Source organism: Rugamonas brunnea (assembly GCF_014042345.1).
Taxonomy (GTDB): Bacteria; Pseudomonadota; Gammaproteobacteria; order Burkholderiales; family Burkholderiaceae_D; genus Rugamonas; species Rugamonas brunnea.
On record NZ_JACEZT010000011.1, the window covers coordinates 61,606 to 82,749 of the forward strand.

The following is a 21,144-nucleotide window of genomic DNA, read 5'->3' on the forward strand; positions in this document are numbered from 1 at the left end:
TCTCGTCGCCGAAACGGGGCCGTTTTTGACGGAGCGCTGGCGCTTAGCCGACGAACTTGCGGGCGTTGCGGAACATGCGCATCCATGGCGAATCCTCGCCCCATGCTTCCGGATGCCACGACTGCTGCACGGTGCGGAACACGCGCTCGGCGTGCGGCATCATCACCGTGAAGCGGCCATCGGCCGTCGTCACCGACGTCAGGCCCTGCGGCGAACCGTTCGGGTTGTACGGATACGCTTCCGTGGCCGCGCCGCGGTTGTCGACGAAGCGCATGGCGGCCACAGCTTCGTTGATGTTGCCGGTCTGGCTGAAGTCCGCGTAGCCTTCGCCGTGGGCGATGGCGATGGCAGTCTGGGTGCCGGCCATGCCGCTGAAGAAGATCGACGGCGAGTCGAGCACTTCCACCATCGAGAAGCGTGCTTCGAACTTCTCCGATTTGTTGGTGGTGAACTTCGGCCATGCGTGCGCGCCCGGGATGATGGACTTCAGGTTGCTCATCATCTGGCAGCCGTTGCACACACCCAGGCCGAAGCTGTCGCTGCGCTGGAAGAAGCGCGCGAACTGCTCCGACAGGGCCGCGTTGAACAGGATGGTCTTGGCCCAGCCTTCACCGGCGCCCAGCACGTCGCCGTACGAGAAGCCGCCGACGGCGATGACGCCCTGGAAGTCGTCCAGCTTGACACGGCCGGCGATCAGGTCGCTCATGTGCACGTCCACGGCCGTGAAGCCTGCCTGGTGCATCACGTACGCCGTCTCGATGTGCGAGTTCACGCCCTGCTCGCGCAGGATGGCCACGCGCGGACGCACGCCGGTGGCCAGGAATGGCGCAGCTACGTTCTCGGCCAGGTCGAAGGTGATCTTGGGCGTCATGCCAGGATCGGTTTCGTCCAGCAGGCGGTCGTATTCAGCGTCGGCGCAGGCCGGGTTGTCGCGCAGGCGCGCGATGCGCCAGCTGGTTTCGCTCCACAGGCGGTGCAGCGCGGCGCGCGGCTGGCTGTAGATGGTCTTGGCGTCGCGCGTGAATTCGATCACGCCACGGTCGTTCGGCTTGCCGATGATGTGGCTGCAGGCGCCCAGGTTGAACGCGCGCAGCACGTCCATCACCTGCGAACGCTCGTCGGCGCGCACCTGGATCACGGCGCCCAGCTCCTCCGCGAACAGGGCGCGGATGGTTTGCTCGTTGCGGCGCTCGGCGATCTGGCCGGCCCAGTTCTTGGCGTCGCCCTGGTCGGCGCCGTGGCCCTGCTCCAGCGTCAGGATGTCGAGGTTGATCGACAGGCCGGCGCGGCCGGCGAAGGCCATCTCGGTCAGCGTGGCGTACAGGCCGCCGTCGGAACGGTCGTGGTAGGCCAGCAGCTTGCCATCGTTGTTCAGTTGCTGGATGGCGGCGAAGAAGCCTTTCAGGTCTTCCGCGCTGTCCACGTCCGGCGTCTCGTTGCCCAACTGGCCCATGACCAGCGACAGCGCCGACGCGCCCAGGCGGTTCTTGCCGCGACCCAGGTCGATCAGGATGATGGCGGTGTCGCCGGCATCCATCCTGATCTGCGGCGTCAGCGACTTGCGCACGTCATGCACGGGCGCGAAGGCCGACACGATCAGCGACACGGGGCTGGTAACAGCTTTCGATTCCGCGTTCTCGTCGCGCCAGGTGGTGCGCATGGACAGCGAGTCCTTGCCGACCGGGATGCTGATGCCCAGCGCCGGGCACAGTTCCATGCCGACCGCTTTCACGGTGTCGTACAGGGCCGCGTCCTGGCCCGGCTGGCCGCAGGCGGCCATCCAGTTGGCCGACAGCTTGATGTCGGAGATGTCGCGGATCGCGGCGGCGGCCAGGTTGGTGATCGCCTCGCCCACGGCCATGCGGCCCGATGCCGGCGCGTCGATCACGGCCAGCGGGGTACGCTCGCCCATGGACATCGCTTCACCCACGTAGCCTTCGAAGCTCATGGTGGTGACGGCGCAATCGGCCACCGGCACCTGCCATGGGCCGACCATCTGGTCGCGCACGCTCATGCCGCCGACGGTACGGTCGCCGATGGTGATCAGGAAGGACTTGTCGCCCACGGTCGGCAGCAGCAACACGCGCTTGGCCGCTTCTTCCAGGTCCATGCCGGTCAGGTCGATGGCGGGGAAATCGTTTTGCACGTGGTGCACGTCGCGCTGCATCTTGGGCGGTTTGCCCAGCAGGACGTCCATCGGCATGTCGACCGGGTTATTGCCCAGTTCAGGGTCGACCAGCTTGAGCTGGCGCTCCTCGGTGGCCACGCCGACCACGGCGAACAGGCAGCGCTCGCGCTCGCACAGGGCCTGGAACACGGGCAGGTTGTCCGGCGAGATGGCCAGCACATAGCGTTCCTGCGATTCGTTGGACCAGATCTCCTTGGGGGCCATGCCGCTTTCTTCCAGCGGGATCTTGCGCAGGTCGAAGATGGCGCCGCGCTTGGCGTCGTTGGTGATTTCCGGGAAGGCGTTCGACAGGCCGCCCGCGCCCACGTCGTGGATCGAGATGATGGGGTTGGACTGGCCCATTTGCCAGCAACCGTTGATCACCTCCTGGGCGCGGCGTTCCATTTCCGGGTTGCCGCGCTGGACGGAGTCGAAGTCCAGGTCGGCCGTGTTGGTGCCGGTGGCCATCGACGAGGCGGCCGAGCCGCCCATGCCGATGCGCATGCCGGGACCGCCCAGCTGGATCAGCAGGCTGCCGACCGGGATGTCGTTCTTGTGCGTGTGCTGGGCCGAAATGTTGCCGATGCCGCCCGCGATCATGATGGGCTTGTGGTAGCCGTACACGGTGTCGCTGGCGCCGGCGAACTGGCGGCCGATGTTCTGTTCGTAGGTGCGGAAGTAACCGCCCAGCACGGGACGGCCGAATTCATTGCTGAACGCGGCGCCGCCCAGCGGGCCTTCGATCATGATCTGCAACGGCGAGGCGATGCGGTCCGGCTTGCCGTAGACCTTGCTCGTGTCGCGCTGGGCCGCGCCGGCCGTCACGCTGGCCGCGTTTTCCCAGGCCTGCACGGCGCCCGGCAGCATCAGGTTGGAGACCGTGAAGCCGGTCAGGCCGGCCTTGGGCTTGGCGCCGCGGCCGGTCGCGCCCTCGTCGCGGATCTCGCCGCCCGCGCCCGTGGAGGCGCCGGGGAATGGCGAAATGGCGGTCGGGTGGTTGTGGGTCTCCACCTTCATCAGGGTGTGGGTCAGCTCGGTCGAGGCAGCGTATTCATGGTTGGCGCCGCGCGGGAAGAAGCGCGCCACTTCCGCGCCTTCCATGATGGACGAATTGTCGCTGTAGGCCACGATGGTGCCCTTGGGCTGCAGCAGGTGGGTGTTCTTGATCATCTGGAACAGCGATTTGTCCTGCGCCACGCCGTCGATGGTCCAGTCGGCGTTGAAGATCTTGTGGCGGCAGTGCTCACTATTCGCCTGCGCGAACATCATCAGTTCCACGTCGGTCGGGTTGCGGCCGGCCTTGGTGAAGGCGGCATCCAGGTACTCGATCTCGTCGTCCGACATGGCCAGGCCCAGGTCGGTGTTGGCCTTTTCCAGCGCCTGCTTGCCGGCGCCCAGTACGTCCACCGTCTCCAGCGGACGGGCGTCCAGGGTGCGGAACAGGGCCGCCGCCTCGTCCGAGTGGCGCAGCACGGATTCCGTCATGCGGTCGTGCAGCAGCGCGGCCACGGCCTGCGTTTCCGTCTCCGACAGCTTCTTGACGGCGCCGATGCCCGTGCCTAGGAAGCCGGCCTTCAGGATGATGCGGTAGGCCACGCCCCGCTCCACGCGCTTGATATGCGCCATGCCGCAGTTGTGGACGATGTCGGTGGCTTTGGAAGCCCACGGCGAGATCGTGCCGAAGCGGGGAATGACGAAGAATTCCTCGACCGCGCCGTCGGCGTGGTCGGCATGGGCCGGCTCGCCGTAGGTCAGCAGCGCGCCCAGGCGGCTGCTGTCGTCGGCCGACAAGGGCGCGGCGGCGTCGATGAAGTGGACATATCGGGCCTGCACTGCGGCCACGGCGGGCAGCACCGTTTGCAGTTGGGATAACAGGCGTTGGCTACGGAATGCGGACAGGGCATTGGAGCCCGGCAGAATCAACATGGCTTGGAGATGGTTGATGCAGCGAGGCTGCGGATTTAAAGGGTGAAACGGTACGAAACTGATCGGATGCGGTTTTGCAAGATTTCCGTTGCGCGCATTATACCGTTTTCTCCCCTCTCTCCACAGCCCTTATTCGGGGAAAAAGCTGCTGCCAAAGCAACATTTTTTGCCAAATCGCGTCGCAAAATGGGCTTGCCGCGCAGGAAACACTGCCTTCCCCTGCAATTTTTCCAGTGCTTGGAGTATGCTTGTTTCAAATTTTGCTGACGCCTGCCGATAAGCACTCACCGCCGGCCCGGCCCACGAAAGTTCCTCCATGCCAGACTATAGCAACCTGTCGGTCCTGATCGTCGATCCCAACCAGGGCATGCGCGCCAGTCTGCACAATATGCTGACCCAGGTGAACATCACCAAGGTCGACCATGCCGTCAGCTCGGCCACCGCCATCCGCCAGCTCGGGATCAAGTCCTACGACGTGATCCTGTGCGAGTACGACCTGGGTGGCAGCGCCGAGAACGCGGGCCAGGACGGCCAGCAACTGCTGGAAGACTTGCGCCACCATCGCATGATCAGCCAGTGGGCCATCTTCATCATGCTCACGGCCGAAGGCGTGTACAGCAAGGTGGTGAGCGCGGCCGAATTGCTGCCCACCGATTACATCCTCAAGCCGTTCACGGTGGACGTGCTGTCGCAGCGCATCGGCCGGGCGCTGGAACGGCGCGCCAATTTCCTGCCCGTGTACCAGATGATAGGCCAGGGCAAGGCGCGCGAAGCGCTGGCCGCCTGCCTGGCGGCCGAAACCAGCCAGCCCCGCTACGCCACCGACTATGCGCGGCTACGGGCCGAGCTGCTGGTCAGCCTGGACCGGCACGCGGAGGCGGAACAAGTGTACGCCGCCATCCTCCAGTCCAAGCCGCTGGGCTGGGCCCAGCTAGGCCAGGCACGCTGCCTGTCGCACCTCGGGCGCCATGGCGAAGCCCAGGCGCTGCTGGAGGCGCTGGTGGCGGCGAATCCCAAGTTCATGGCCGCCTACGACCTGCTGGCGCAATGCCTGCGGGTGCAGGGCGATGACGAAGCGGCGAAAAAGGTGCTGCAGGATGCGGTCGCGATCTCGCCCCACATGGTGCGGCGGCTGCGCCATCTGGGCGACGTGTCGCTGGCCGTGGGCGACGTGACCGGCGCCGAGCAAGCCTACAAGCAGGTGGTGGCCAAGGCCCGCCATTCGGAATTCCGCGACCCGGCCGACCATGTGAACCTGGTGCGCACGCTGGTCAGGAAAGGCGATGCCACGGCCGCCAGCGCCGTCGTGCGCGACCTGGAACGCTCGCTGCGCAGCAGTGCCAGCACGGAAGTATGCCGCGCCTACGCGTCGGCCATGGTGCTGGAGCTGAAGGGCGACGCCGCCGGCGCGGCCGCCGAACTGGCCAAGGCCATGAACAAGCTGTCCGAGGCGACCGGCATGTCCAGCAACGTGAAACTGGGCCTGGCCCACAGCTGCCTGGTCAACCGCCTGGACGAACAGGCCAACGCCCTCTTTGCGGAATTGACGGCCGATCCGAACAGCGGCGTGAGCGAATCGCAGGTGCTGGCCATCTACGAACAGGCCGAACGGCCGGAGCTGGTCAAGCAGCACCACGCCCGCCTCGATTCGGCGGTGGACACGATGGTGCGCCAGGCGGCCGAAAAAAGCCGCCAGGGTGATTTGCGCGGCGCCGTCGAGGTGCTGCGGATGGCATTGGCGCGCAACCCCGACCACACCGGACTGTGGACGGCGGCCACCACGGCCATGCTGCGCCAATTGGCCGACGTGGGCTGGGACCCGGCCCTGTTCGGCCAGTGCACGGCCCTGCTGCGCCGCATCCGGGAACACAATAATGCGCACCCGCTGCTGCCCGGCCTGCTGGCCCAGTATGTGGCCATCCGCAAGCAGCATGGCGCCCATATCGCGGCGGCGCATTCCGCCGCGCAGCCGCCGGCCGGTTCGCCACCACCCTCACCTTCACCTTCACCCTCACCTTCGACCGCTTAGGTCAAGCCTGGAAGTAGATAAATGCAAGATTACGCTGAACTTTCTGTCCTGCTGGTAGACCCCAACCCTGGCATGCGCGCCACCCTGCGCAACATGCTGAACCAGTCCGGCATCACCCGCATCGACGACGCGGTGAGCTCCGGCACGGCCATCGGCCAGTTGAACAAGAAAAGTTACGACATCATCCTGTGCGAATATGACCTGGGCAGCGGCGCCGGCGACAACGGCCAGGATGGCCAGCAATTGCTGGAAGACCTGCGCCACCACAAGCTGATCGCGCAGTGGACCATCTTCATCATGCTCACCTCCGAAGGCGTGTACAGCAAGGTGATCAGCGCGGCCGAACTGACGCCCAACGACTACGTGCTCAAGCCGTTCACCATCGACGTGCTGCAACAGCGCATCGCCCGCGCCGTCGAACGCCGCTCGTACTTCCTGCCCGTGTACCAGTTGATCGGCATGGGCAATCTGCGCAAAGCCATCACCACCTGCCTGGAATGCGAAGCCACGCACGCGCGCCACGCGATCGAGTTCGCGCGCCTGCGCGCCGAGCTGCACCTGCGCCTCAATGAACTGGAAGAAGCGGAACTGATCTACCAGACCATCCTGCTCACGCGCCCCGTCGGCTGGGCCCACCTGGGCCTGGCCCGCTGCCAGTTCGGGCTGCAGAAATACGAAGAAGCGCAGCAAACCCTGGACAACCTGATCGCCCACAATCCGCGCTTCATGGCCGCCTACGACCTGCTGGCCCAGACCCACGAGGCCATGGGCCAGAACGTAATGGCCAAGCGCATCCTGGAGGACGCGGTCGCCATTTCCCCGCACATGGTGCGCCGCCTGCGCCACCTGGGCGAGGTGGCCTACGAGGCGGGCGACGTGATGGTGGCCGAAAAGGCGTTCAAACAGGTGGTGCAGAAAGCGAAGTACTCGGAGTTCCGCGACCCCGAGGATCACGTCAACCTGGTCAAGACCCTGGTCAAGAAAGGCGATGCCAGCCAGGCCGGCGGCGTGATCCGCGACCTGGAGCGCTCCCTGCGCGGCAACGCCAACACCGAGGTGTGCCGCTCGGTGGCCGCCAGTCTGCTGGCCGAACTGATGGACAACCCGATCGCCGCCGCCGCCGAACTGCGCAACGCCGTGCGCACCATGAGCATGACGCGCGGCCTGTCCAACGGCCTCAAGGTGGGCCTGGTGCATAGCTGCCTGAAGAACAAGCTCGATAACGAAGCGACGTCGCTGATGGTGGACCTGACCAACGACCCGGACAGCGGCATCTCGATGGACGACGCCGTCAACGTGTTCGAGAAGGCCGGCCGCCACGACCTGGCCACCGGCGTGGGCGAGACGATCTCGCGCCAGCTCGACGACCTGCTGCTGGATGCGGCCGAAAAACGCGCCCACGGCGACCTGCGGGCCGCCATCGACACGCTCAACGGGGCGCTGCGCAAGGCGCCGTCCAACATGGCGCTGCTGCCGGCAGCTGCATCGGCCATGCTCAAGCAGCTCGACGACCTGGGCTGGGAAGCGCCCGTGGCCGAGCAGTGCAACCACCTGCTGGAACGCATCCGCAGGCTGGACCCGAACCACCCGGCCCTGCCCATCCTGCTCAACCAGTACACGGCCACGCAGCGCAAGTACGGCATTTCCACCACCGCCTGACGGCGCGGCGCGCGGCCGCCGGGCTTATTCCGGCTGGCCGTAGCCGCCGCCGCCCGGCGTCTCCACCACAAACACGTCGCCCGCCGCCATCTCGGTCTTGCCGATGTGGCCCAGTTGTTCGACGCGGCCATCGGCCCGCAGCACGCTGTTGCGGCCCACGGCGCCCGGCGCGCCGCCATCCATGCCGAACGGCGCGTGGCGTCGGTTGTTGGACAGGATGGCAGCCGTCATCGGCTCCAGGAAGCGCACCTTGCGCACGCCGCCATCGCCCCCGCGCCAGCGTCCCGCACCGCCCGAACCGTGGCGGATCGCGTAGCTCTCCAGCCGCACGGGGAAACGGAACTCCAGGACTTCCGGGTCCGTCAGGCGCGAATTGGTCATATTGGTCTGAACCACGCTGGTGCCATCAAAGCCCGGACCCGCGCCGGAGCCGCCGCTGATGGTTTCATAGTACTGGTAGCGCGCATTCCCGAACGTGAAGTTGTTCATCGTGCCCTGCGACGCCGCCAGCACGCCCAGCGCGCCGTACAGCGCGTTGGTGATGCAGGTCGACGTTTCCACGTTGCCCGACACGACCGACGCGGGATAGTGCGGATTGAGCATGGAGCCGGGCGGGATCAGCACCTTGAGCGGCTTGAGGCAACCGGCGTTGAGCGGAATGTCGTCATCGACCAGCGTGCGGAACACGTACAGCACGGCCGCCATGCAAACCGCCGACGGCGCGTTGAAGTTGTTCTCCAGCTGATCCGAGGTGCCCGTGAAATCGATCTCGGCGCTGCGGCTGGCGTGATCGACGCGCACCGCCACCTGGATGCGGGCGCCGTTGTCCAGATCGACCGTGTAGCTGCCGTCGCGCAGCGCGCTGATCACGCGCCGCACGGCTTCCTCGGCATTGTCCTGCACGTGGCCCATGTAGGCCTGCACCACGTCGAGGCCGAAGTGGGCCACCATCTTGCGCAGTTCGTCCACGCCCTTCTGGTTGGCCGCCACCTGGGCCCGCAGGTCGGCCATGTTCTGGTCGGGATTGCGGGCCGGCCAGGCGGCGCCGGTCAGCAAGGCGCGCGCTTCGGCATCGCGCAACTGGCCGCCGGCCGCGCCGTCCACCAGCTTGAAATTGTCGATCAGGACGCCCTCTTCCTCGATGCTGCGCGAGTCGGGCGGCATGGAACCGGGCGTGGTGCCGCCGATGTCCGCATGGTGGCCGCGCGAGCCGACGTAGAACAGGATATGCACGCCCGCCTCGTCGAACACCGGCGAGATCACCGTCACGTCCGGCAAATGGGTGCCGCCATGGTAGGGATCGTTGAGCATGTAGACATCGCCGGCGTGCATGCGGCCCGCGTTGGCCTGCATGACGGTCTTGATGCTCTCGCCCATGGAGCCGAGGTGCACCGGCATATGGGGCGCGTTGGCGATCAGGTTGCCGTCGGCGTCGAAGATCGCGCAACTGAAGTCCAGCCGTTCCTTGATGTTGACCGAGTACGCCGTGTTCTGCAGCCGCAAGCCCATCTGCTCGGCGATCGACATGAACAGGTTGTTGAAGATCTCCAGCATGACCGGATCGGCCGTGGTGCCGATGGCGCGCCGCGCCGCCAGGGCCTCCACCCGCGTCAGCACCAGGTGGTCCTGCGGCGTGACCTCGGCCTGCCAGCCCGGCTCCACCACAGTGGTGGCGTTGGCCTCGGCGATGATGGCCGGACCCTTGATGATGTCGCCGATCCGGGTGGCCGTACGCTGATAGAGCTTGGTATTACGCCACTGGCCGCCGCTGTACATGCGCACCACCGCTTGCGGCGTGAGGCCGGACACGCGGCGCGGCGCCGGCGTGACCGTCTCCACCGGCGCGTCCGAGCGGCCCAGCGCCTCCACCGACACCGCCTCGACGATCAGCGCCTTGCCCGGCATGAGGAAGGAGAAGCGCTTCTTGTAAGCCGATTCGAACTGCGCCTGCATGGCGCTGGCGGCATCGAACGGCACGATCAGCGCCGAGTCGGTGCCTTCATAACGCAGGTGTACACGGCGCAGCAAGGTGATGCGCTGCTCCGCGACGCCCTGTTCGATCAGCGCCGCACGCGCCTGTTCGCCTAGTGCCGCCAGGCGCGCTTCGAGCGCTGTAACGCCCTCGGGCGCCAGCTTTTCCTCCATCGCCGCTTCACGCATCGCGCTCTGGTCGGCCAGGCCCATGCCGTAGGCCGACATGACGCCGGCCAGCGAATGAATGAACACCGTCTTCATGCCCAACGCATCGGCCACCAGGCAGGCGTGCTGGCCGCCGGCGCCGCCGAAACTGGTCAGCGTATATTCCGTCACGTCGTGGCCGCGCTGCACGGAGATCTGCTTGATGGCGTTGGCCATATTGCCAACGGCGATATCGATAAAGCCTTCCGCCACCTGTTCCGCCGTGGTTGGCTTGCCGGTCGCGGCTTCGACGCGCGCAGCCATGTCGGCGAACTGCGCGCGCACGGTCTGCGCGTCCAGCGCCTGCTTGCCGTCGGCGCCGAACAATTGCGGGAAATGGGCGGGCTGGATTTTGCCCAGCATGACGTTGCAGTCGGTGACGGCCAGCGGGCCGCCGCGACGGTAGCTAGCAGGGCCCGGATTGGCGCCGGCGCTGTCCGGCCCCACGCGCAGGCGGCTGCCGTCGAAGTGCAGGATGGAGCCACCGCCGGCCGCCACGGTATGAATGCTCATCATCGGCGCGCGCATGCGCACGCCCGCCACCTGCGTCTCGAACACGCGCTCGAACTCGCCCGAGTAATGTGACACATCGGTCGAGGTGCCGCCCATGTCGAAACCGATCACGCGGTCAAAACCGGCCAGCCGGCTGGCCCGCACCATGCCGACGATGCCGCCGGCCGGGCCGCTCAGGATGCTGTCCTTGCCCTGGAACGCGCGCGCGTCCGTCAGGCCGCCGTTCGATTGCATGAACTGCAGGTTCACACCGGGCATCTCGGCCGCCACCTGGTCCACGTAGCGGCGCAGGATGGGCGACAGGTAGGCGTCGACCACCGTGGTGTCGCCGCGCGCCACCAGTTTCATCATGGGACTGACCTGGTGCGATACCGAGACCTGGGTAAAGCCGATCTCACGCGCCAGCCGCGCCACGCGCTGTTCATGGTCGTGGTAGCGGTAGCCATGCATGAAGACGATGGCCAGCGCCCGCAAGCCCTGGTCGTAGGCCGCTTGCAGGCCGGCGCGGGCGCCCTGCTCGTCCAGCGGCAGCACCACGTCGCCGTGCGCGCCCATGCGCTCATCGATTTCGACCACATGGCTGTAGAGCAGCTCCGGCAGCACGATGTGGCGCGCGAACAGGCGCGGACGGTTCTGGTAAGCGATGCGCAGCGCATCGCCGAAGCCGCGCGTAATGGCCAGCGCCGTCGGCTCGCCCTTACGCTCCAGCAGCGCATTGGTGGCCACCGTGGTGCCCATCTTGACCGCCTCGATGCGCGCCACCGGCATGGCAGCGCGCGGCCCAAGGCCCATCAGGTGGCGGATGCCGGCGATGGCGGCGTCGCGATATTGTTCCGGATTTTCCGACAGCAGCTTGTGCGTGCGCAGCCGCCCGTCCGGCTGGCGCGCCACAATGTCCGTGAACGTGCCGCCGCGATCTATCCAGAATTGCCAATCCATGCCAACCTCAATACTTTAATGAAGCGCATATTGTAGTGCGAGCCCCGCGATCAAGGCGACACACTTGAACAGATTAATTCGATGCTAAAATTGAATGAACCGCAATCATCAATGCTGCCGGCACGCTCGCCAGCCACAGGCAGCAGGTAGCAAGCCAGTTGCCGCACCTGACGCTCCACACTCCTGATCGGACGCCCCATGAATCCACTCTATTCCGTCGCGGAGATCCGCGCCATCGAACAGCGCGCAGCCGAGGCGCTGCCGGCCGGCACCCTCATGCAACGGGCCGGCCAGGCCACGGCCAACGCGGCGCTCGACATGCTGCCCTTTTCCACCAACGGCGCCCGGGTGCTGGTGCTGGCCGGTCCAGGCAACAACGGCGGCGACGCGCTGGAAGCGGCCGCCCACCTGACGTATTCGGGTGCCCAAGTGGACGTGCTGCATTTCCCGCCCGCCGGCGAACAGTCGGCCGAACGGGCGGCGGCGCAGCGGCGCGCCGAAAGCAGCGACGCCATCTTCAACGACATCGGCGGCAGCGCCCTGGCCGGCACCGAATGGAATCTGATCATCGATGGCCTGTTCGGCATCGGCCTGGCGCGCCCCGTGAGCGGCGCCCTGCGCACGCTGGTCGACACCGTCAACACGCTGGGCTGCCCGGTGCTGGCGCTCGACGTGCCCAGCGGCCTCGATGCCGACACCGGCGCCGTCGTCGGCCCGGATGGTGTGGCGATCCGCGCCACGCACACCATCACCTTCATCGGCGACAAACCCGGCTTGCATACCTGCGATGGCCGTGACCATGCGGGCCAGGTCACGGTCGCCGCGTTGGATCTGGAGCCGCGCCAGTTCCCATCAGTGCGGCTGCATCTGAACGAAGCCCGCTTCTTCGCCCGCAAACTGAAAACGCGCCGCCAGAACAGCCATAAGGGCAGTTACGGCAACGTGGCCGTGGTCGGCGGTGCTCGCGGCATGGCGGGCGCGCCCATCCTGGCGGCGCGCAGCGCGCTGCACGCCGGCGCGGGCCGTGTGTTCGCCGTGTTCGCGGACGACGCGCCGTCCTACGACAGCGGCCAGCCAGAATTGATGTGCCGGGCCGCCGCCGGCTTCGACCTCGACAGCTCGGTGCTGGTGCTGGGCCCGGGCCTGGGCACGGCGCCGCAATCGGTGGAACTGCTCAAGCGCGCCGTGGCCAGCGCCAGCGCGCTGGTGGCCGACGCCGACGCCCTCAACCTGCTGGCGGCCGACGCGGCGTTGCAGGCGGCTGTGGCGCAGCGCGGCGCGGGCTGCATCATCACGCCCCATCCGCTGGAGGCGGCGCGCCTGCTGGGCTGCGCCATCACGGCCGTGCAAGCGGACCGGGTAGCGGCGGCGCGCACGCTGGCGGCGCGCTTGCGGGCCACCGTGGTGCTGAAAGGATCGGGCACCGTGATCGCCGCGCCCGATGGCGACGCCGTGATCAACACGACGGGCAATCCCGCCCTGGCCACGGCGGGCACGGGCGACGTGCTGGCCGGCCTGTGCGGCAGCCTGCTGGCGCAGGGCTGGCCGCAATGGGAAGCGGCGCTGGCCGCCGTCTGGCTGCATGGCATGGCGGCCGACGTGCTGGTGACCGATGGCGTGGGGCCGATCGGTTTAACGGCGGGCGAACTGGTGCCAGCCATCCGGGCGGCCATCAACCGCCTGGTGCAGCAGCACGGGCGCTGACGCGGCTCAGACCAGGCGCCCCGCCGCGATCGTGATCACGCGGCCACAGCGGGCCGCGATGGTGGTGTCGTGTGTGACCAGCACCAGCGTGGAGCCGTGCTCGCGATTGAGCTCGAACATCAACTGGATCACGGCTTCGCCGGTGGCGGCATCGAGGCTGCCGGTCGGTTCGTCGGCCAGCAGCAATGGCGGCTCCGTGACGAAGGCCCGCGCCAGCGCCACCCGCTGTTGCTCGCCGCCGGACAAATACCGGGGATAGTGGCGCAGGCGCTCGCCCAGCCCCACGCGACGCAGCATGGCCTGGGCCTTGTCGCGCGCGCCCGCTTCGCCGCGCAGTTCCAACGGCAGCATCACGTTCTCCAGCGCCGTCAGATGCGGCAGCAACTGGAACGACTGGAACACGAAGCCTAGCTTGGCCATGCGTAGCGCGGCGCGGCCATCCTCATCGAGCGCGTAGATATCGACGCCGTCAAGCAGCACGCGGCCGCCGCTGGGCGTATCGAGGCCGGCCAGCAATCCCAGCAAAGTGGACTTGCCGGAGCCCGATGCCCCTACAATAGCGAGCGTTTCGGCCTTTTGCACTGTAAAATCCACGTGGTGCAATATCGTCAGCTCCCCGCCGGCGTCCGCCACGCGCTTGGTCAGGCCCGTCACTTCGATGGCGGCCGTCGCCCTGGCGCTAACGACGGAAGCCGGGGCGGGAGTCAATGGAATGGAAGGCGTCGTTGGAAGATCGGGCATGCTGAACTTTTTAGGAAAATGTCGTGACACGGGAAGGGCATGCCGGCTGGCGTTTGCCGCCCTGCTCCTGCTGTGCGCCAGCGCGAGCGCTTATTCTGCACCAAAAACCATCCTCGTGCTCGGCGATAGCCTGTCAGCCGAATATGGCTTGAGCCGGGGCAGCGGCTGGGTAGCGCTGGCCGAACAGAAGCTCAAGGACCAGAAGATCGCCGCCGACATCGTCAACGCCAGCGTGAGCGGCGAGACGACGAGCGGTGGCCGCACGCGCCTGCCGGCGCTGCTGGAAAAATACCACCCCGAAGTGATCGTCATCGAACTGGGCGCCAACGACGGCCTGCGCGGCTTGCCGGTGGCGGCCGCCGAAGCCAACCTGCGCGCCATGGCCGCCGCCGCGCGCGGGGCCAACGCCCGCGTGCTGCTGGTGGGGATGCGCATGCCGCCCAACTACGGCCGCCAGTACGCCGACCAGTTCTACGCCATGTACGGCACGCTGAGCAAGGAGATCAAGGCGCCGCTGGTGCCCTTCATGCTCGAAGGCGTGGCCGACAAGCCGCAATTATTCCAGGCCGACCGCCTGCATCCGACGGCCGAGGCCCATCCCACCATCCTGGCCAATATCTGGCCCTCCCTACAGAAAATAATCAAGACACGATGAAGTACCCAGAACTACTGCGCTTTGAAGATGTACTCCCCCGGCTGGACCAGTTTGACACCATCATCGATGTGCGCAGCCCGTCCGAATTCGCGCTCGACCACCTGCCCGGCGCCATCAACTGCCCGGTGCTGGACGACGAGCAGCGCATCAAGGTCGGCACCATGTACAAGCAGGTCAACGCCTTCGAAGCCAAGAAGGTAGGCGCGGCGCTGGTGGCGCGCAATATCGCCCGGCACATCGAAGACCGCTTCCTCGACAAACCACGCGACTGGAAGCCGTTGGTGTACTGCTGGCGCGGCGGCAACCGCAGCGGCTCCATGGCCCACATCCTGGCCAAGATAGGCTGGCCCGTGGTGCAGCTCGACGGTGGCTACAAGGCCTACCGCAACTATGTGAACGGCGCGCTGGAGCAAGCGCCGGCCTTGTCGTTCCGCGTCATCTGCGGCACCACGGGCAGCGGCAAGAGCCGCCTGCTTGAGGTGCTGCATGCCGATGGCGCCCAGGTGCTGGACCTGGAGCAACTGGCCGCCCACCGCGGCTCGGTGCTGGGCAATCTGCCCAGCCAGCCGCAGCCGACGCAGAAGGCCTTCGAGACGATGGTGTGGGACCGGCTGCGCAAGTTCGATCCATCCCGCCCCGTGTTCGTGGAATCGGAAAGCAAGAAGGTCGGCCAGCTCCGCGTGCCGGCGGCGCTGATGGACACCATGCGCGCCGCGGCCTGCATCTCGCTCCAGCTGTCGCGCGCGAACCGGGTGCGCCTGCTGATGGAGGACTACGCCCACTTCACGCAAGACCCGGCCACGCTGAACGCGCAGCTCGACTGCCTGGTGAGCCTGCACGGCCACGAGAAGATCAAGCGCTGGCACGAGCTGGCCAACAGCGGCCAGATGGAGGTGCTGGTGGAAGAACTGCTGGCCGAGCACTACGACCCGGCCTACCTGCGCTCCATCGACCGTAACTTCGTCCAGTTCGACAAGGCGCAAGTGGTGGAACTGGACGACATCACCCCCGATGCCTTCCTGGCCGCCGCCCGCCACCTGCAAGCGACCGCATAAGAAATTCGGGACCGGACACAATGCGCTGGCAGCATTGTGTCCGGTCCCGAATGCAGACAAAACAAAAGCCGCTCGAAGCGGCTTTTGTTTTTTGGGTGGCGCCCGGCTTATTTGGCGTCGGCGTCCGTCTTGGCGGCGCTGGCGGCAACGGCCAGCGGCTTGACGATCTTCACTTTCGCCTTCTGCTTCAGCGCTTCCACGTAGTCGAACATCTCCTGCTGCGACACGATGTTGGCGATCTGGTCGGCTTCGGTCTTGCGGCGCGCTTCATCCTGCTCGGCAGGCTGCTGCACCTTGCCGATGCGGTAGATGCCATAACCCATGCCTGGCAGTTCCACGCCCACGTAGGCCGGCAGCTTGCTGGTGTCGGCACGCATGATCTGGGCCATGGCCTTGCCGTTGACGCCGTCCGCCTTGGAACGCGACACCAGCTTGGCGGCGCCGAAACCGGTCGCGTCGCCCGACTTCTGGAACGCAGCCAGCTTCTCGTCGCCCGTCTTCTTGGCCAGTTTCAGCGCTTCTTCCATCGTCACGCGCTGGCGGATGGCGGCATCGACTTCGGCCAGCGGACGCTTGGTGGCGGGCTTGAACTCGACGATACGGCCGGCGATCAGGGTGCTCGGCGCCACTTCCACCGCTTCCGTGTTGCGCTTGTTCTGCAACGAGTCGTTGGTGAACAGGGCCGCCAGGAATTTGGCGTTGTTGTACGGCGCGGCGCCCGCGGCTGGCGATGGCTGGCGCGAGATGTTGGCTGCCGTTTCAATCTTCAGGCCCAGCTTGTCGGCCACCGGCTTCAGGCTTTCGGCTTGCTCGTAGACGGTATTGGTGAAGGTTTCCGCCATTTCCGAATACTTCTTGGCCGCCTTCTGCTTCTTCAGTTCAGCGGCGATGTCGTTCTTCACTTCATCGAGCGGCTTGACGGTGGCGGGCTTAAGGGCCGTCACGGTCAGGATGTGGTAGCCGAATTCCGACTGCACCACGTCGCTGATCTCACCTTGCTTGAGCTTGTAGATGGCGTCTTCGACCGGCTTGGTCATCGTGCCTTTTTCGATCACATCCAGGTCACCGCCTTGCGGGGCCGAACCGGGATCTTCCGACTTGGCCTTGGCGATCTTGGCGAAGTCGCCGGGGGCCTTGCGCACTTCGGCCAGGATGGCTTCGGCCTTGGCCTTGGCGGCGGCCTTGTCGGCGGCGCTGGCGTCCTTCTTCACGGCCACCAGGATGTGGCTGGCACGGCGGCTTTCCGGCGTCGTGTAGCGCTGCTGGTTCTGGGTATAGTAGGCCGAGATGTCGGCATCGCTGACGTTCACTTGCGACATCACGGCGTCGCTGTTGAAGACCACGTATTCGATCTTGGCTTGTTCCGGCACTTCGAACAGCTTGGCGTTCTTGTCGTAGTAGGCTTTGACCATGTCGTCCGTGACCTTGACCTGGGCCGCGAATTCGCTGATCGGCAAGACCAGCTCCTGCACTTCACGCTCCTGCGCGCCGATGTCGGACACGGTCTTGGCCACCGTGCGCGGGGCGAAACCGGTGTTCTGGATGGCGCCGCTCAACTGCTGGAAGGCCATGTCGCGGCGCATGCGGGCGTCGTTCATGGCCGGCGTCATGCCTTGCGCGGCCAGGATGGCCTTGTAGCGCTCCATGTCGAACTTGCCTTCGCCACCGAACACTTCCAGGATGGCTTTCTGCAGGGCGGCGTCGGTCACGGTCAGGTGGCCGCGGGCCACTTCCGCGCTCAGCGCGCGCTCGGCGATCATCTGGTCCAGGATGTTTTGCTTGAATTCGGGCGTGTCGAACAGCTTCTGGTCGAACTGGGCGCCCAGACGCTGGCGATAGCTCTCCAGCTGGTTGCGCAGGGCCGAATCGAACTCTTGCTGCGTCAGCGCGCGACCGTCGATCTTGGCGATCGTGTTGGCGTCGTCACCAAAGCTCTTGTAGCCGCTGATACCGACCAGCGCGAATGACGGAATGATGAGCAGCATCAGGAAAAACTGCATCAAGCGTTGATGGGTGCGTATAAATTCAAACATGGTCAGCCAATTCGGATTAGTGGAACGTGCACATACAAAAAAAGGCGAACTCCCGTTCGCCTCTTCTATTTCAGGCGCAGTGATTGGAGCCGCTTGCTCCGGCCCACTTCGCCTTTAAATTCAACGAGTTATACGGCACAGTGAACGAAAAACCTGCCGAATAAATCGGTATCACGCGATTTTACAGTGAGCCTCAGTCGATAGCAAGAGTAAATCAATTGCAACAGAAGCCATATACGGGAACATGCAATAGCGCGCATCCAAACGAAAAACCCCGCAGCCGGTGACAGCTGCGGGGTATCTTATTCTGGCGGAGCGGACGGGACTCGAACCCGCGACCCCCGGCGTGACAGGCCGGTATTCTAACCAACTGAACTACCGCTCCTGGGTTAGACTATTTGTTCGCATTTGCTGGCGGAGCGGACGGGACTCGAACCCGCGACCCCCGGCGTGACAGGCCGGTATTCTAACCAACTGAACTACCGCTCCTGCAAATGCTGGTACTGCCTGACTGTGGTGGGCGCTGAGAGGCTCGAACTCCCGACCTAAGCCTTGTAAGGGCTCCGCTCTACCAACTGAGCTAAGCGCCCCACATCAAACAACAACACAAACAAATCGGTGAGCGTCTGCTCACCGAAGTCCGTTAGTTTACAGCATCTTTCAAAGCTTTGCCAGCTTTAAATTTAGGAACTTTTGCCGCGTCGATGGTGATCTCTTCCTTGGTGCGCGGATTGCGGCCGGTACGGGCGGCGCGTTCGCTCACGGAGAAGGTGCCAAAGCCGACCAGGGTGACGCTGTCGTTCTTTTGCAAGGTTGTCGTTACACCGTCGATCACCGCATCGAGTGCGCGCGCCGCAGCCGCTTTCGAAATATCAGCGGATTGGGCAATATGGTCGATCAATTCAGTCTTATTCACTAGCTTCCCCGTCACAAAGGTTATATCGTTGCACCGTCAATTAATCGCCATTCAAATGGCGCCCTAATTGCGGCAGAGAAAAATCTCAGGCCGTATTAAACAAGCCACCATCACTTTATGTCAAGACTTTAAGCCAGGAATAAGGGTTTAAATAACAAACAAGCGCCTCAAGGGCGCTTGTTTGTTCATGGCGGGAGACAGAAAGTTAATGTTTTACCACTTCCGTCTGACCGTCCACCTTGGCCGCAGCAGCCGCCACCGCTTCCACGGCAGCTGTTTCCGTCAGGGCGACGGGCATGCGCTCGAGGGCGATTTCCAGCACTTTGTCGATCCAGCGCACGGGCACGATTTCCAGCTTGTTCTTCACATTGTCCGGAATATCGGCCAGATCCTTGACGTTCTGCTCAGGGATCAGCACGGTCTTGATGCCACCGCGCTGGGCCGCCAGCAGTTTTTCCTTCAAGCCGCCGATCGGCAACACTTCGCCGCGCAGCGTGATCTCGCCCGTCATCGCCACATCGGCCCGCACGGGGATGCCCGTGAACACCGACACCATCGCCACCGTCATGGCCGCGCCGGCGGACGGACCGTCCTTGGGCGTCGCGCCTTCGGGCACGTGGATGTGGATATCGCACTTCTCGAACTGCTCGGCCTTGATGCCCAGCCGCGCCGCCCGGCTGCGCACCACGGTGCGGGCCGCCTCGATCGATTCCTTCATCACGTCGCCCAGCGTACCGGTGCGGATCACATTGCCCTTGCCCGGCATCTGCACGGCTTCGATGGTCAGCAGATCGCCGCCCACTTCGGTCCATGCCAGACCCACCACCTGGCCGATCTGGTTGTCCTTCTCGGCCACGCCGAAGTCGTAGCGGCGCACACCGAGGAACTTGTCCAGGTTCTTGCTGGTGACGGCCACTTTCTTGTCCGACTTCTTGAGCAGCAGCATCTTGACCACCTTGCGGCAGATCTTCGACACTTCGCGCTCGAGCGAACGCACGCCCGCTTCCCGCGTGTAGTAGCGGATGATGTCGCGCAGGGCCGACTCGGCCACCGAGATTTCCTCTTCCTTCAGGCCATTGTTCTTGATCTGCTTCGGCAGCAGGTAACGCTGCGCGATGCTGGTCTTCTCGTCTTCCGTGTAACCCGACAGGCGGATCACTTCCATCCGGTCCAGCAGCGCCGGCGGGATGTTGTACGAGTTCGACGTGGCCACGAACATCACATCGGACAGGTCGAAATCGACCTCGATGTAGTGATCGGAGAACGTGTGGTTCTGTTCCGGATCGAGCACCTCCAACAGGGCCGACGACGGATCGCCGCGGAAGTCCGCGCCCATCTTGTCAACCTCGTCCAGCAGGAACAAGGGGTTGCGCACGCCGACCTTGGCCAGCGATTGCAGGATCTTGCCCGGCATGGAGCCGATGTAGGTGCGGCGATGGCCACGGATCTCGGCCTCGTCGCGCACGCCGCCCAGCGCCATGCGCACGAACTTGCGGTTCGTGGCGCGCGCGATCGACTGGCCCAGCGAGGTCTTACCGACGCCCGGAGGACCGACGAAGCACAGGATGGGCGCTTTCAGCTTGTCGACGCGCTGTTGCACGGCGAGATATTCCAGGATGCGTTCCTTGACCTTCTCCAGGCCATAGTGGTCGCCTTCCAGCACTTTCTCGGCGTTGCTCAGGTCGTTATTGACCTTGGATTTCTTCTTCCATGGCAGGCTGACCAGCGTGTCGATATAGTTGCGCACGACGGTGGCCTCGGCCGACATCGGCGACATCAGCTTGAGCTTCTTCAGCTCGGCCGTGGCCTTGTCCAGCGCCTCTTTCGGCATCTTGGCGGACGCGACTTTCTTTTCCAGCTCGTCCAGGTCGGCGCCCTCTTCGCCTTCGCCCAGTTCCTTCTGGATGGCCTTGACCTGCTCGTTCAGGTAGTACTCGCGCTGCGACTTCTCCATCTGGCGCTTGACGCGGCCACGGATGCGCTTTTCCACTTGCAGGATATCGAGCTCGCCTTCGAGCTGCCCCAGCAGGTGCTCGAGGCGTTTCGAGACGCTGAAGATCTCCAGGATCACTTGCTTCTGCTCGAGCTTGAGCGGCAAGTGGGCGGCCACCGTGTCGGCCAGGCGGCCGGCATCGTCGATGCCCGACAGCGAAGCGAGGATCTCGGGCGGGATTTTCTTGTTCAGCTTGACGTACTGGTCGAACTGCTGAACGATGGCGCGGCGCATGGCTTCCAGTTCCGACTCGTCGCCCAGCTCGGATTCGAGCGGCGTCAGGTCGGCCACGAAGTGCGACGGCGTATCGGTGATGCGGTTGATGCGCGCACGCTGAGCGCCTTCCACCAGCACCTTCACGGTGCCGTCGGGCAGTTTCAGCATTTGCAGAATATTGGCCACGCAGCCGATCTCATAGATATCGGAAGCAGAAGGTTCGTCCTTGGCAGCGGCTTTTTGCGCGGCAAGCATGATGCTCTTGCCTTGCTCCATCGCGGCTTCCAGTGCCTTGATCGATTTTGGGCGTCCCACGAACAGCGGTATCACCATATGCGGGAAAACGACGACGTCCCGCAACGGCAATAACGGCAGCTGGGTTTGCTCAGTTAATTTGGAAGTTGTCATGGCGTACCTTAT

General features: G+C 65.0%; 11 protein-coding genes and 3 tRNA genes. 5 read left to right on the plus strand and 9 right to left on the minus strand.

What is annotated here, in order from left to right:
• Positions 1-43: 43 nt before the first annotated feature.
• Positions 44-4,093: a phosphoribosylformylglycinamidine synthase gene (gene purL, locus H3H37_RS16865; protein ID WP_182164594.1), complete on the minus strand. Its 4,050-nt coding sequence runs from the start codon at positions 4,091-4,093 to the stop codon at positions 44-46.
• A gap of 316 nt (positions 4,094-4,409) precedes the next feature.
• Between purL and H3H37_RS16870 the strand changes: the two genes are divergently transcribed.
• Together H3H37_RS16870 and H3H37_RS16875 are read left to right on the plus strand one after the other, a co-directional pair.
• Positions 4,410-6,122 (plus strand): response regulator, encoded by a 1,713-nt coding sequence (locus H3H37_RS16870; protein WP_182164596.1) that lies wholly within the window; start codon positions 4,410-4,412, stop codon positions 6,120-6,122.
• Between the two features lie 21 nt (positions 6,123-6,143).
• On the plus strand, positions 6,144-7,781 hold the full coding sequence (locus tag H3H37_RS16875) for a response regulator (protein WP_182164598.1): 1,638 nt from the start codon (positions 6,144-6,146) through the stop codon (positions 7,779-7,781).
• A 24-nt stretch (positions 7,782-7,805) separates the two neighbouring features.
• Here the strand turns inward: H3H37_RS16875 and H3H37_RS16880 are convergent, their stop codons facing one another.
• Positions 7,806-11,411 carry a hydantoinase B/oxoprolinase family protein gene (locus H3H37_RS16880; protein ID WP_182164600.1) on the minus strand — a complete coding sequence of 1,202 codons (3,606 nt, stop codon included), beginning with the start codon at positions 11,409-11,411 and terminating at the stop codon, positions 7,806-7,808.
• Between the two features lie 198 nt (positions 11,412-11,609).
• On the opposite strand from H3H37_RS16880, the gene H3H37_RS16885 reads away from it, so the two are divergent.
• A complete protein-coding gene (locus H3H37_RS16885) occupies positions 11,610-13,115 on the plus strand; it encodes an NAD(P)H-hydrate dehydratase (protein WP_182164602.1) in 1,506 nt (501 codons plus the stop codon).
• A 6-nt stretch (positions 13,116-13,121) separates the two neighbouring features.
• Here H3H37_RS16885 and H3H37_RS16890 read toward each other — a convergent pair whose 3' ends face one another.
• Positions 13,122-13,856 carry an ABC transporter ATP-binding protein gene (locus H3H37_RS16890; protein WP_182164604.1) on the minus strand — a complete coding sequence of 245 codons (735 nt, stop codon included), beginning with the start codon at positions 13,854-13,856 and terminating at the stop codon, positions 13,122-13,124.
• Here H3H37_RS16890 and H3H37_RS16895 point away from each other — a divergent pair.
• Positions 13,855-14,511 (plus strand): arylesterase, encoded by a 657-nt coding sequence (locus H3H37_RS16895; RefSeq protein WP_182164606.1) that lies wholly within the window; start codon positions 13,855-13,857, stop codon positions 14,509-14,511. The two genes, H3H37_RS16890 and H3H37_RS16895, sit on opposite strands and share 2 nt — an antisense overlap.
• Positions 14,508-15,566 carry a tRNA 2-selenouridine(34) synthase MnmH gene (gene mnmH / locus H3H37_RS16900; protein WP_182164608.1) on the plus strand — a complete coding sequence of 353 codons (1,059 nt, stop codon included), beginning with the start codon at positions 14,508-14,510 and terminating at the stop codon, positions 15,564-15,566. The genes H3H37_RS16895 and mnmH overlap by 4 nt, the downstream gene beginning before the upstream one ends.
• Positions 15,567-15,673: 107 nt before the next feature.
• Here mnmH and H3H37_RS16905 read toward each other — a convergent pair whose 3' ends face one another.
• From H3H37_RS16905 to lon, 6 genes are all read right to left on the minus strand, one after another.
• A complete protein-coding gene (locus H3H37_RS16905; RefSeq protein ID WP_182164610.1) occupies positions 15,674-17,599 on the minus strand; it encodes a SurA N-terminal domain-containing protein in 1,926 nt (641 codons plus the stop codon).
• A 308-nt stretch (positions 17,600-17,907) separates the two neighbouring features.
• Positions 17,908-17,984, minus strand: a tRNA-Asp gene (locus H3H37_RS16910).
• A 27-nt stretch (positions 17,985-18,011) separates the two neighbouring features.
• Positions 18,012-18,088 (minus strand) — tRNA-Asp (locus H3H37_RS16915).
• A 25-nt stretch (positions 18,089-18,113) separates the two neighbouring features.
• Positions 18,114-18,189: transfer RNA gene (locus H3H37_RS16920), tRNA-Val, on the minus strand.
• A 53-nt stretch (positions 18,190-18,242) separates the two neighbouring features.
• Positions 18,243-18,530 (minus strand): HU family DNA-binding protein, encoded by a 288-nt coding sequence (locus tag H3H37_RS16925; RefSeq protein WP_311196558.1) that lies wholly within the window; start codon positions 18,528-18,530, stop codon positions 18,243-18,245.
• A gap of 190 nt (positions 18,531-18,720) precedes the next feature.
• Positions 18,721-21,132 carry an endopeptidase La gene (lon, locus tag H3H37_RS16930; RefSeq protein ID WP_182164612.1) on the minus strand — a complete coding sequence of 804 codons (2,412 nt, stop codon included), beginning with the start codon at positions 21,130-21,132 and terminating at the stop codon, positions 18,721-18,723.
• Positions 21,133-21,144: the final 12 nt, after the last annotated feature.

Bases quoted from the DNA above. Each gene is read 5' to 3' on its own strand.
- H3H37_RS16905 (WP_182164610.1), bottom strand. From the start codon at position 17,599: ATGTTTGAATTTATACGCACCCATCAACGCTTGATGCAGTTTTTCCTG.
- H3H37_RS16870 (WP_182164596.1), top strand. From the start codon at position 4,410: ATGCCAGACTATAGCAACCTGTCGGTCCTGATCGTCGATCCCAACCAG.
- H3H37_RS16885 (WP_182164602.1), top strand. From the start codon at position 11,610: ATGAATCCACTCTATTCCGTCGCGGAGATCCGCGCCATCGAACAGCGC.
- H3H37_RS16890 (WP_182164604.1), bottom strand. From the start codon at position 13,856: ATGCCCGATCTTCCAACGACGCCTTCCATTCCATTGACTCCCGCCCCG.
- H3H37_RS16895 (WP_182164606.1), top strand. From the start codon at position 13,855: ATGCTGAACTTTTTAGGAAAATGTCGTGACACGGGAAGGGCATGCCGG.
- mnmH (WP_182164608.1), top strand. From the start codon at position 14,508: ATGAAGTACCCAGAACTACTGCGCTTTGAAGATGTACTCCCCCGGCTG.
- H3H37_RS16875 (WP_182164598.1), top strand. From the start codon at position 6,144: ATGCAAGATTACGCTGAACTTTCTGTCCTGCTGGTAGACCCCAACCCT.
- H3H37_RS16880 (WP_182164600.1), bottom strand. From the start codon at position 11,411: ATGGATTGGCAATTCTGGATAGATCGCGGCGGCACGTTCACGGACATT.
- purL (WP_182164594.1), bottom strand. From the start codon at position 4,093: ATGTTGATTCTGCCGGGCTCCAATGCCCTGTCCGCATTCCGTAGCCAA.
- lon (WP_182164612.1), bottom strand. From the start codon at position 21,132: ATGACAACTTCCAAATTAACTGAGCAAACCCAGCTGCCGTTATTGCCG.